We start from the raw sequence: 12,513 nt of genomic DNA on the forward strand, positions 1-12,513 counted from the left end.
AAGGAAATATCGAGGAGGTAAATATATGAAATACTGCAAGGGGATTTTATCGATAGCATTAGCAGTTCTTTTAATATTTAGTTCTTTAGGGAAAATAGAGGCAACGCAAATAAAAAAACCATTAGCTACTGTTGTATTAGTTCCGTTAGATGATCGGCCAGCTAATACTTATTTTCCCCGGCAAGTTGGGAAATCTGCTGGAATAGAGGTTGTCATCCCGCCAAAAGAAATGATTGGATCTTTCACATCACCAGGCAATGGCCAACGGATCGGTCAGTGGTTGTTAGAACATGGAAAGGAAGCGGATGGATTTGTTATTTCCACCAGTATGCTAGCATATGGCGGATTAGTCGCTTCCCGGACCGGCACAAAATCACTCGAAGATGCGACAGCAGATATCCAGGTAATCAAAAAATTAAAGGAAATGTATCCTGAAAAGCCGGTCTATGTGTTCGATACCATTCAAAGACTAGCCGTTACGGCAATCAGTGAAGAGTACTTAAAGTATTATTCGCAAATTAGCGAGTGGGCTATATTATACGATAAAGTTGTTAATTTAGGAATGCCAGGCAAAGAAAGACTCGATGAATTGGAGTCGATTATTCCACCTTCAGTCCTGCAAGACTATAAAAAGGCCAGAGAAAGAAATCACTTTATTAACAAGTTGATGATCGACTGGGCAGACCAGGATTACATTGACTATTTAATATTGTCACAAGATGATGCGGCTCCGTATGGACTTCATCGAGCTGAAAGAGAAAGTCTCCTCGAAAAAGTAAAAGAAGTAAATGCACAAGAAAAAGTTGCTGTTTTTCCCGGTGCTGATGAAGTAGGAGTTGTTTTAGTCTCTCGCTTTGTTAATCAGTTATTCCACAATTCTCCTTCCTTCTATATCGAATATGGTGGTATTGACGGAAAAGATTGGATTGCACCATTTGAAGATACGACATTCGACTATAATGTAAGGAAACATATTACTGCTGCTGGAGCTACGATTACCCAAGATGAACAAAATGCTGATATCCATTTAATTCTGAATACTCCTTCACCAAATAATGCTTTTAGAGATCAGGACATTGACAAAATGGTTAGTAGAATCCAGACATTAATAACAAGCGGAAAACAAGTGGCGATTGGAGATGTACTCATTGTTAATAAGGCAGACGAAGCTTTCGTAAATAGGCTTGCGGAAAAAGTTGACCTTACAAAGCTGCTTTCCTATAGTGGATGGAATACTGCTGGAAATGCCCTTGGAATTACTGTAGGTCATGCTGCTGCACGTTACTCCTTTGTTGAACAAAAGTCCGGATTTGGAGTGCCTGTATACGACCGGGCAGCAACAGCACATTATGAATTCTTGCTGCACAGATTTGCAAAGGATCAAGGCTATAAAAACGTTGTTCATCCTGCGGCAAGAGAATTTATCAAGCAAATCGGTGCCAGTGAGTGGGATCTTGGAAACAAATATGAACCAGTGAACAACTTTGTGATTGAGCAGTTAACTGCTGAAACAGAAAAATGGTATCAACATTTTGATGGAAAAAGAGTATACATCGGTTCAAGGGGAAACAAAGATTTCTATAAAAAAATTACCTCATTGGCAGATGTACACGTAAAACTCCCTTGGCCAAGAATATTTGAAGCAGAGCTAGAACCTGAGATCGAATTAGATTAAGTACAGGGGCGCGTATTTCAAGCTTGTATTTAGTTTGAAATTTCTTCAGGTGTCAAGACAATGATAAGGAAGAGGTCAATTCCAGCCTCTTCTTTTTTTAATGCTTAGCGTCAGGTGATATTTGTGTCTTATCAATAAAAAACGGCCCATAAGTCAATAATGAAAATTACCAGGTTAAAAATAAAGCAGTTGACGCCCAAGTTTCCTTAGGTGTAAAATGTTTCCCATAGGAAACTTTCCTTTCCTTAAAGCATACATTTAATTCATAAGAAGCCGTCGCGCAACTCAAATGAGACTTCATATGAAAAAACCTTAAACAGCTTCAAAAAAAAATTTCAAGACATCAAAGTGAGGGAGAGAAGAGATGATGGCTGAAAATGTGTTATTGGCATTTGGTCTGACTTTAATGGCTGGGCTGGCAACAGGAATCGGAAGTGTTCTCGCCTTTTTCACATCGACTACAAATACGAAATTTTTATCATTGGCACTCGGTTTTTCTGCAGGGGTAATGATTTATGTATCGATGATTGAGATTTTTGTGAAAGCAAAGGACGCACTTGTCGGCTCTTTAGGAGTTGAGCTGGGAAATTGGACGACGGTTGCCGGTTTCTTTGGCGGAATTCTGTTAATTGCGATGATTGACAAGTTTATTCCCAAACAAGGAAACCCGCACGAGCTTAAGAAAGTCGAGGATATGAATAAACAAGAAAAGACTGTAAACGGCGATCCACAGTTATTAAAGATGGGAACATTTACAGCCCTTGCCATTGCGATCCATAACTTCCCGGAAGGAATTGCTACGTTTACTTCGGCCTTGCAAAATCCTGGACTTGGGATTGCGATTGCCATCGCGATCGCGATTCATAATATTCCTGAAGGAATTGCTGTATCTGTCCCGGTTTACTTTGCAACAGGAGATAAGAAAAAAGCATTTAAGCTTTCATTCTTGTCTGGATTGTCAGAGCCAGTCGGAGCGATTGTCGCTTACTTCATCTTAATGCCGTTTCTGAATGATATCATGTTCGGGGTTATCTTCGCCGCTGTTGCTGGAATAATGGTTTTTATATCCGTTGATGAACTATTGCCAGCCGCCAAAAAATACGATGAGGCACACTTATCCATCTATGGGATGGTCGGCGGGATGGCGGTCATGGCAATCAGCTTGCTGTTGTTTATTTAAAAATAAGGAAAAAGCGTACATCCAAATAGTGGAGTACGCTTTTTTTCTATTGCTCACTTCCAAAAACCGTTTCAAAATTATTCGCCAAAATTAGTAAGAACTGTCGAGAACTTTTTTTCGATATCATTTACTGTATTTTTCATTCATATCGAAGTTTGAAAGCTTTTTCATCTGCAATGTGGAAAGGGTTCACATAAAAGCATTTTCTGTTGTTTGTCTCTTAAAAGAAAAGAGCGTTTCAAATTAATTTTGACAAATTTTTCTGTTTACTTATGTTAAATTGGTTAAAGATTCAGAAAAATGTACAAGAAAGTTTATCCTGCATGTTGTGCCGTCCGCACCTTCTTCTTCGCCCAAAAGAAAATACACCAGCCTTTCAAACTCATTGAGTTATACATCTTACATATTGGTTAAACAAATGCTTGCATCATTTTACAGGTTGTATAATGAAATGCTTTATTACCATCTGTAAAATAAAAATAAGATGCAGAATTTTCTGATAAAATCCAAAACCAGGAAGGAGGAATTCAATTTTACCGTGTAATTCAAGCTTAGAGGTGATTTCAATGATTAGGGGGCGAAACGATGTCAGATAACGTTAAAATCGGATTGATTCAGGCATCTCACGAAGTAGATGGAAACGAACCGGTGGAGGTTCATAAGGAAAAGGCGATTGAAAAACATCTTAAGCTGGTTAAAGAAGCTGCCAGAAAAGGGGCCCAAATCATTTGCTTGCAGGAGATTTTTTATGGACCGTATTTCTGTTCCGAGCAAAATACGAAATGGTATGATTCAGCCGAAGAAATCCCGAATGGACCGACGACGAGCTTGTTCAGGGAACTGGCCAGGCAACTCGGTGTCGTGATTATCCTGCCGATCTATGAAAGGGAAGGGATTGCTACTTACTATAACGCAGCTGCCGTGATCGATGCTGATGGGTCTTACCTTGGGAAATATCGAAAACAGCATATTCCTCATGTAGGGGTTGGAAATGACGGATACGGGTTTTGGGAAAAGTTTTATTTTAAACCTGGAAACCTCGGCTATCCTGTATTCGATACTGCATTTGCCAAGGTTGGAGTATATATTTGCTATGATCGCCACTTCCCGGAGGGTGCAAGATTGCTAGGTTTAAATGGAGCCGAAATCGTCTTTAACCCTTCTGCTACGGTGGCCGGCCTGTCCGAATATTTATGGAAGCTGGAGCAGCCGGCACATGCGGTGGCAAACGGCTACTACCTGGGTGCAATCAACCGTGTTGGCTATGAATCACCATGGAAGATGGGCGAATTTTATGGACAGTCCTATTTAGTTGACCCAAGAGGGAATTTTGTCGCGATCGCAAGCCGGGACAAGGATGAAGTGATTATCGGTGAAATGAATAAGAAACTGATTCGTGAAGTTCGCGACACATGGCAGTTTTATCGGGATCGCCGCCCTGAGACATACGGAGAAATGACAGCTTTACTCCCTTGAGAAAAGGGAACTTGAAAACCGCTGGGGTCAGCTGACTGGCCCCTTTGGAATTTATTCGTGATTGGAAAGATTGAGAAAAGGAGGGCTTCTCATTGGCTACTGCAAAAAAGCAGCGTATATCCTGGACCGATCTTGAACAGAACTTCCAAGAAGTTGAACCAGGCCTGACCCATCAGGAAGCGATTGAAGAGTCGAATCGATGCCTGTATTGTTATGACGCTCCCTGCATAAAGGCTTGCCCGACCGGGATTGATATTCCTGCGTTTATTAAAAAAATCAGCTCCGGAAATTTACTGGGTTCCGCTAAAACGATCATGCTTTCTAATCCAATTGGCGCAAGCTGCGCCCGGGTTTGTCCCACCGAAGAGCTTTGTGAAGGGGCATGCGTTTTAAATGATTCAACAAAGCCGATCATGATCGGAAGCCTGCAACGATACGCAACAGATTGGGCGATTCAAAATGAACAAACCCTTTTTCAGCCAGGAAAAGCAAATGGCAGGACGGTCGCCGTGGTTGGAGGAGGTCCAGCAGGATTATCTGCTGCCAGGGAGCTTGCCAGATTGGGCTATGACGTAACGATCTTCGAAGCAGCAGAAAAAGCGGGAGGTTTAAATACGTTTGGAATCGTTTCGTTCCGTCTGCCACAGTCGATTTCCTTCTGGGAAGTTGAACAAGTTCAAAAACTAAATGTAAAAATTCGAACGAATACGATGGTCGGCAGGGATGTTTCAGCGGATTATTTAACTGAAAATTTCGACTTTATTATCCTCGCTGCCGGAATGGCGAATGTTCCAAACCTCAACATTGAAGGTGAAAACGCAGATGGAGTATTCGATGCAATCGAGTTCGTAAAGGCGACGAAAAGCGGCCAGTTATCAAAGGACTTTATCGGAAAGCGTGCAGTTGTGATCGGTGCCGGAAATACAGCAATCGATGCGGCCACATGCTCGGTCCGGCTCGGGGCTGAAAACGTAAAAATCCTCTATCGGAGAACCGAAGAGGAGATGTCGGCTTATGATTTTGAATATGAATTTGCCAAGCAGGATGGCGTCGAGTTTCGCTGGTTAACCGCACCAAAAAGAATCATCGCCGATGAGAATGGGAAGGTAACCGGAATCGAGTGCATCAAAATGAAGCTTGGTGAGCCTGAGCCAGACGGACGCCGGAGACCGGTTCCGGTCAGCGGCTCCGAATATATCATTCCGGCTGATGCGGTTATTAAAGCAATTGGCCAATCAAGACATTTGCAGTTGATCGAATCGTTCGGCCTTCGCCATGAAAACGGCGTCGTCCAAGTCAATCAAGAAACCTTTCAAACTTCAAATCCTAAAATATTTGCTTGCGGTGACATCGTTTTTGGCAAAGGAAAAGGAGAAGCAATGGTCGTAACGGCTGCCCAGCAAGGAAAAGAAACAGCCTACTCCATTCACATGCAGCTTATGGCTGTCGAAACGGCTTAGGTACATTCAGTTACGAACATTTCTCTAATCGATCCAAAATGCCTCATTTCTCAAAGTAAATCATCTGGAAACATAGTAAAAAGAATCTTTTATTCCACGAAAAAGGGAGAGAAAGAGATGGCAGATTTAAGTATTAATCTTGCTGGAATTCGGTCACCCAATCCATTCTGGCTTGCCTCAGCCCCTCCAACCAATTCCGGCTATCAGGTTCAAAGAGCCTTTGAAGCAGGCTGGGGCGGGGCAGTATGGAAAACATTGGGCGATCCGATATTAAATGTTACATCACGGTTCGCTGCTGTCAGTTTTAATGGGCAAAAGGTAGCCGGGTTTAACAACATTGAACTAATCACGGATCGGCCGTTGGATGTGAATTTAAAAGAAATTTATGAGACTAAAAAACGGTTTCCCAATCATGCAGTTGTGGCATCGTTAATGGTTGAGCCGAAGCAGGAAAAATGGCATGAAATTGTCAAGCGTGTCGAGGATGTCGGCGTTGATGGACTGGAATTAAACTTCGGCTGTCCACATGGGATGGCAGAGCGCGGGATGGGCTCTGCTTCCGGGCAGGTGCCGGAACTGGTTGAGAAGCAGACATATTGGGTTAAAGAAGCGGCTAAAACCCCGGTTATCGTGAAATTGACGCCGAATATTACGGACATCACCGTGACTGCAGAGGCAGCAGTCAACGGGGGAGCAGATGCAGTCAGTATGATCAACACGATCAATAGCCTGGCTGGTGTTGATCTTGACTCCTGGAATACGATACCGCATGTCGCCGGAAAAGGGGCCCATGGCGGATATTGCGGCCCTGCTGTTAAGCCAATTGCATTAAGCATGGTGGCCGAATGTGCCCGCAATCCAAGAATCAATGTCCCGATTTCAGGAATCGGCGGAATCTCGAACTGGCAAAATGCCGTTGAATTTATGCTCATGGGTGCAACAGGGGTGCAGATTTGTACGGCAGCAATGCACCACGGATTTCGGATTATTGAAGATATGGTCGAAGGACTGGATCACTACTTAAATGAGAAAGGAATTTCCTCTGTATCAGAGCTTGTTGGAAAAACTGTACCAAGATATTCGGACTGGGGAAATCTGGACCTTAATTACAATATTGTGGCGCGGATAAACACAGAGGTTTGCATCAATTGCAATAAGTGCCATATTGCCTGTGAAGATACATCCCATCAATGCATTGACATGTTAACGGATACGAGCGGTAAAAGCTATTTAAAAGTACGGGAAGAAGATTGTGTCGGGTGCAACTTATGCTCGATTGTCTGTCCGGTTGATGGCGCGATTGACATGATCGAGGTTCCTTATGAACAGCCGCCAATGACTTGGAATGAGCGTCAGGCAGCCCTTAGTCTGGCTCAAAGTGTGAAGCAATTGTAGAAAACTTGTCAGGGAGGAAATCGAAAATGAAAAAAATCATCAAAAACGGCAGCATCGTGACAGCATCAGATACATTTCAGGCGGAAATTTTAATCGAGGATGGAAAAATTTCGACGATCGGTTCAAGCATATCCTCTCCCGAAGCTGAAATCATTGATGCGAACGGTTGTTTTGTCATTCCAGGCGGAATCGATCCGCATACCCACCTTGATATGCCATTTGGCGGTACGGTGACAAAAGACGATTTTGAGACGGGGACAATCGCAGCTGCTTTTGGCGGAACGACTACCATAATTGATTTTTGCTTGACGAACAAAGGGGAACCGTTAAGAAATGCAATCCAAACGTGGCACGCGAAGTCAAAAGAGAAAGCTGTTATTGATTATGGTTTCCACCTAATGATCGGTGAAATCAATGAACATGTCCTGGGTGAGCTTCCGCAGGTGATAGAAGAAGAGGGAATTACATCATTTAAAGTATTTATGGCATACAAAAATGTGTTCCAGGCCGATGACGAAACACTGTTCCGAACTCTCCTTGCAGCTAAAGAACTCGGTGCACTCGTGATGGTTCATGCCGAGAATGGTGATGTCATCGATTATTTAACCAAAAAGGCAATCGCCGAAGGAAACACGGACCCAATCTATCATGCCTTAACACGCCCCCCTGAAGTGGAGGGAGAGGCAACAGGGCGCGCTGTGCAGCTCGCAGGACTCGCCAATTCGCAGTTATATGTCGTTCATGTTTCATGTGCGGAAGCGGTCGAAAAAATCGCCGAAGCCCGCAGTAAAGGCTTTGATATTTGGGGAGAAACCTGCCCGCAATATTTGGTCCTCGATCAAAGCTATTTAGAAAAGCCAAATTTTGAAGGGGCCAAATATGTATGGTCACCTCCGTTAAGGGAGAAATGGAACCAGGACGTCCTCTGGAATGCGCTAAAAAATGGACAGCTGCAAACGCTCGGATCGGATCAATGTTCATTCGACTTTAAAGGGCAAAAGGACCTGGGAAGAAATGATTTTACAAAAATACCGAATGGTGGCCCGATTATTGAAGACAGAATCTCAATTTTATTCTCTGAGGGCGTTAAGAAGGGGCGCATTACTTTAAATCAATTTGTTGATATTACATCGACTCGAATTGCCAAGCTATTCGGGTTATTCCCGAAAAAAGGGACGATTGCCGTTGGAACTGATGCTGATATTGTCATTTTCGATCCAAATGTGGAACGGACGATTTCTGCGGAAACCCACCATATGGCCGTGGACTATAATGCGTTTGAAGGCATGAAGGTTTACGGGGAACCAGTTTCGGTGCTATCAAAAGGCGAATTCGTCATCCGAAACAAACAATTTGTCGGCAAGCCCGGATCCGGCATCTATTTGAAAAGGGATAAATATTCGTTGAACAATGCACTCTATCGACCTGAAATGCAATCGATTTAACACACCAACCTTCATTGGAGTACTCCTGCATTCATTTGTTGAAGACAAACAAGCCACTTTTATCTCCTGGTCGATATCCATCAACGTTATTCGGTTTATGAAATATAGTCTGGATTCTCTGTTAATTTCAACCGAAAAAGGAGAGATGATATGAAAAAAAGCCACTTGAAATCACCGGATTTGTTTCCTATTCAGCAAAAAGACCGGAACATCACTTCATTAGGTTTTTCTTTTATGTGGGTGGGGATGGTTGTCGTGCTGGCGACGTTTGCGATTGGCGGTTCCGGCGTGATGACATTGCCTTTGCCGTTGGTGATCATTGCCACTGTTATTGGCTGCCTCGCAATCGGCTTATTTATTTCTTTAATCGCCGATATTGGGATTGAGCACGGATTGTCATTTCCGGTTTATATGAGAGCACCGTTTGGGACAATCGGCACCCATATCCCTTCCGTCACGCGCGGCATTACGGCTTCAATGTGGTTTGGGATAAACACTTACTTCGGTGCGACAGCGATGAATGGCATATTGGATATTTTAATTGGTTTTGACAACTGGTTTATTTGTTATCTCATTTTTGCGATTGTCCAATTGATCAATACGGCTCTCGGTATTAAGTCAATCGAGCGCTTTGCCGATTTAGCAGCACCGATGATCATCTTAATCTCGGTTTGGATGTACGTATCATTATCTGATACTGCTGCTTCCCAAGGACGGGACGTTTGGAGCTGGGCGGAAAATCCTGTTACCGGCAGTGATGCTTTTACAGCTTTTTTAGTCGTCATTTTCAGCAATATGGGCTTTTGGGCAACGCTGAGTGCCGATATTCCATCCATTTCCCGCTTTATCAAGGCACCAGTCAATGAAAAGAACTGGTTTAAAAGGAATAAAGGATCGTTAATCGGAAATCTCGTTGCGATGCCATTGACACAAACCTTTATGATCATTATTGGTGCGATTTCATATATCGCAGTATTAAACTACGATCCGGTTGCGGCTCTTCAAGAGGCAGCAGGCGGTTTTATCCTTGCTGTTTTGCTGTTAATGATCGTTCTGGCCCAATGGTCGACCAATACGGCAGCCAATGTCGTTCCCGCTGCTACCATTTTCTCAAACGTCGGCGGACCGAAGTTTCCATTCTGGGCTGGCGTTATCACGGCGGGAATTGTCGGCTCAATCGTACAGCCATGGAATTTATTTGCGATCATTATTCCCTTTCTTTTATTCGTCGGCGGGATATTGTCAGCCATTGTTGGTATTCTGTTTGCTGACTATTATTTGCTCCGCAAGCGGCGGGTAAATGTTCCAGAGTTATTTGAAAGCCAGGGCCAGTATAAATATATGGGCGGGATAAACTTGGCCGGATTCATTGCCTGGATCATTGGCGCTGTTGCTTCCTATTTCGTACCAAGCTATGGGTTTTTGGCCGGATTTTTAGTTGGTGGCGCCATCTACTATATACTCGCAAAATTCTGGTGGTTCAAAAAATATAAACAGGCCGAGATTGAAGATCCAAGCGATGAAAAATATCTGGGAATTTCAGTCGGACGGGATTGGATTATCGAAGAGGAAGAATTCGTGCCGGTGTTGCATGAGATTCCGACAAATGTCACGCTGGATTAGTCATTTTTTAAAAGCCAAACCACGGAGGGGGATTTATGTCTGAACATCAACAATTTCTCGATGAAAGAGACAAAATCGATTTTCTCATTCACAAGGGCTATCGGATCAACAGCGTACTTGAAAACCTGGATGGGGCTTTGGTTGATTTCATCCATCCAGAAGAACATAAGTGTGAGACCCTGCTTATTGGAACAGCAAATGCGCGAAAGTACTTTTCAAGCCTTCTCATTCAACAACAAAAAGCAGCCGATTAAGTAATCAAGTTGTTTACTAATATGTTTCAAAAAGGAGAGAGAAAATTGTGGAATTCTTTTTGAAAGCAAAGGACAATGCCTTCCCGTGCGAAGTGACAATCGATGAAGACAACGGACGCTATACAATAAGGAAATCAGACTCAAGCGGGGAAGTGTTCAATTCTGCAGAGGAATTAGCAGCATGGATTCTCAACAATTGGGGCTCAGACGATTTTACGGACAAAGAACAATTTGAGTCGATGTTAAAAGAAATCCAAAGATACCTCCCGCTCATTCATTAACCAATTATAAGAGAAGGATTGGATCAACCCTCCAATCCTTTTTATCGGTGATATTGAAAGAAATTCCGATAATGGGGGCGCTGTCCGATGAAAGAACATTTCCAACTGAAGGTTGAGGATATTTTAAGTCGAAAACACTTCGAAAAGGCGATTGTAATAGCCGGACAAGAGGGAATTCATCGAATTGTTAAATGGGTGCATGTTGTCGAAGTAACCAATATTCGCAATCTCTTAAATGGGCATGAACTTATTTTATCAACCGGAATAGCCTGGCAAGAGGACGAAAACCTGTTTATTTCCATGCTCAAGCAGCTATTGGAAAACAATGCCGCCGGTTTATGCGTCGAGATCGGAACCTATATCACAGAATTACCAAGGGAAGTCATCGATATTGCCAACCAGCATCAATTTCCTATTATTATTTTTCAACAAGAGGTTCCTTTTGTTGAAATCACCCATGACATCCATTCGGTTCTAATTAATCAACAATATCGGATGATATCCGATTTGGAGAACTATTCACAAAGCTTGAATAAACGGTTGCTTACGATGGAAACGTATGAAGATATTCTGCAAATTATATTTTCAGCTTTAGATGTCCAAATCATTTTTCGCCTGAAGGATCAGGAATATGAATTCGTTCCCAATATCAGCAGCCAGGAGCAAAGCTCGATCATTCGCTCACTTCATGAAGCGGATACACTGCCTTCTGATCATTTTGCATTTGCCCCGATTTATTTGTTTGGCCAGGAATATGCTGAATTATATATCTATTCAAGAGAGCTTCCGATCAGTGAATTCGATTTGTTAATTTTAGATCGAACATCAACCGCGTTAGCCCAACATTTATTAAGGGACCTCTATGTGGAAGAAAAGAAGCGGGCGGAAGAATTTGAATGGCTTAATGGATGGCTTGAAGGTGAACATCCAATCGAAAGCATTACTGAATACTTGATCGAACACGGTATTAAAGCAAAGACAAATGATGCAGTAGTTTTAATCACAAAGCTTATGAAAGTAAAGGAAACGAGTCAGGATATTACTTATTTAAAGCTTTTGTTCCGCTCTGTTTTTGAACAGTATGGCTGTGCTGTATTTTCAGTCGAAAAAAGAAATGAAGTCATCTTCATCCTATTGAATAACAGGACAAAAGGGAATTTGAAAGAACGCATTACAAACGCTATTAACTCGATTAAAGATTGTGAGTTTATGAGAAAACAAAATTCGGGAAAAATTTTTATTGCGGCCGGCAAGTTTATTAATAACTTATGCGATCTGCATAAGAGCTATTACACGGCTAAAGAAACGTTCAACATCCAGCACAGGATGACGATGGGCGAAATTCACCATTTTTACGAAGATTTACATCTGTATCGTCTCATTGCTTTGATGAGTAAACATATTGATTTACAAGAGCTTGTCATGGAATATTTGCAGCCGGTTATCGAATATGACGAAAAATATAATGGAAAACTTCTCGAAACCTTAAAAACCTATTTAGAATGCAATGGTTCAAAGCAAGAAACGTCGAAACAGCTCTTCATCGTGCGGCAAACCTTATACCATCGTCTCCAGAAGCTTGAAAACCTTCTCGGGGAAGATTTTATGGACCATGAAAAACGGGTAGCCATCGAGTTTATGCTTCTTGTAAAAGATTATTTAACCCCTTCAGAGCCAAACCAGGATCTCAAGTTGATTGATTCGTCATCTGTTCACACATAAGT

The 12,513-nt window shown here is 42.5% G+C and carries 10 protein-coding genes; all 10 read left to right on the forward strand.

What is annotated here, in order from left to right:
- Positions 1-25 precede the first annotated feature (25 nt).
- Positions 26-1,675, forward strand: coding sequence for a DUF4127 family protein (locus CU633_RS03810; RefSeq protein ID WP_101658407.1), 1,650 nt, complete (start codon positions 26-28; stop codon positions 1,673-1,675).
- Between the two features lie 367 nt (positions 1,676-2,042).
- Positions 2,043-2,855 carry a zinc transporter ZupT gene (gene zupT, locus CU633_RS03815; RefSeq protein WP_101658488.1) on the forward strand — a complete coding sequence of 271 codons (813 nt, stop codon included), beginning with the start codon at positions 2,043-2,045 and terminating at the stop codon, positions 2,853-2,855.
- A gap of 585 nt (positions 2,856-3,440) precedes the next feature.
- A complete protein-coding gene (locus CU633_RS03820) occupies positions 3,441-4,331 on the forward strand; it encodes a nitrilase-related carbon-nitrogen hydrolase (RefSeq protein WP_101658408.1) in 891 nt (296 codons plus the stop codon).
- A gap of 92 nt (positions 4,332-4,423) precedes the next feature.
- Positions 4,424-5,791 (forward strand): NAD(P)-dependent oxidoreductase, encoded by a 1,368-nt coding sequence (locus CU633_RS03825; protein ID WP_180954845.1) that lies wholly within the window; start codon positions 4,424-4,426, stop codon positions 5,789-5,791.
- Between the two features lie 117 nt (positions 5,792-5,908).
- The gene (preA, locus tag CU633_RS03830) at positions 5,909-7,186 is read left to right on the forward strand and encodes an NAD-dependent dihydropyrimidine dehydrogenase subunit PreA (RefSeq protein ID WP_101658409.1); all 1,278 of its coding nucleotides are present in this window, start codon (positions 5,909-5,911) and stop codon (positions 7,184-7,186) included.
- 26 nt (positions 7,187-7,212) lie between these two features.
- On the forward strand, positions 7,213-8,631 hold the full coding sequence (gene hydA, locus CU633_RS03835; RefSeq protein ID WP_101658410.1) for a dihydropyrimidinase: 1,419 nt from the start codon (positions 7,213-7,215) through the stop codon (positions 8,629-8,631).
- Between the two features lie 150 nt (positions 8,632-8,781).
- Positions 8,782-10,254 (forward strand): NCS1 family transporter, encoded by a 1,473-nt coding sequence (locus CU633_RS03840; RefSeq protein WP_101658411.1) that lies wholly within the window; start codon positions 8,782-8,784, stop codon positions 10,252-10,254.
- A gap of 35 nt (positions 10,255-10,289) precedes the next feature.
- On the forward strand, positions 10,290-10,508 hold the full coding sequence (locus tag CU633_RS03845) for a hypothetical protein (protein WP_101658412.1): 219 nt from the start codon (positions 10,290-10,292) through the stop codon (positions 10,506-10,508).
- Between the two features lie 47 nt (positions 10,509-10,555).
- Positions 10,556-10,789, forward strand: coding sequence for a hypothetical protein (locus CU633_RS03850; protein WP_101658413.1), 234 nt, complete (start codon positions 10,556-10,558; stop codon positions 10,787-10,789).
- Positions 10,790-10,876: 87 nt separating this feature from the next.
- Positions 10,877-12,511, forward strand: a complete 1,635-nt coding sequence (locus CU633_RS03855; RefSeq protein ID WP_101658414.1) for a PucR family transcriptional regulator — start codon at positions 10,877-10,879, stop codon at positions 12,509-12,511.
- The last annotated feature ends 2 nt before the right edge of the window (positions 12,512-12,513 follow it).

Source organism: Bacillus sp. V3-13, from assembly GCF_002860165.1.
Classification (GTDB): domain Bacteria; phylum Bacillota; class Bacilli; order Bacillales; family Cytobacillaceae; genus Bacillus_BJ.

Coding starts and splice junctions, on each gene's coding strand:
- CU633_RS03810 (WP_101658407.1), top strand. CDS start 26: ATGAAATACTGCAAGGGGATTTTATCGATAGCATTAGCAGTTCTTTTA.
- zupT (WP_101658488.1), top strand. CDS start 2,043: ATGGCTGAAAATGTGTTATTGGCATTTGGTCTGACTTTAATGGCTGGG.
- CU633_RS03820 (WP_101658408.1), top strand. CDS start 3,441: ATGTCAGATAACGTTAAAATCGGATTGATTCAGGCATCTCACGAAGTA.
- preA (WP_101658409.1), top strand. CDS start 5,909: ATGGCAGATTTAAGTATTAATCTTGCTGGAATTCGGTCACCCAATCCA.
- hydA (WP_101658410.1), top strand. CDS start 7,213: ATGAAAAAAATCATCAAAAACGGCAGCATCGTGACAGCATCAGATACA.
- CU633_RS03840 (WP_101658411.1), top strand. CDS start 8,782: ATGAAAAAAAGCCACTTGAAATCACCGGATTTGTTTCCTATTCAGCAA.
- CU633_RS03845 (WP_101658412.1), top strand. CDS start 10,290: ATGTCTGAACATCAACAATTTCTCGATGAAAGAGACAAAATCGATTTT.
- CU633_RS03855 (WP_101658414.1), top strand. CDS start 10,877: ATGAAAGAACATTTCCAACTGAAGGTTGAGGATATTTTAAGTCGAAAA.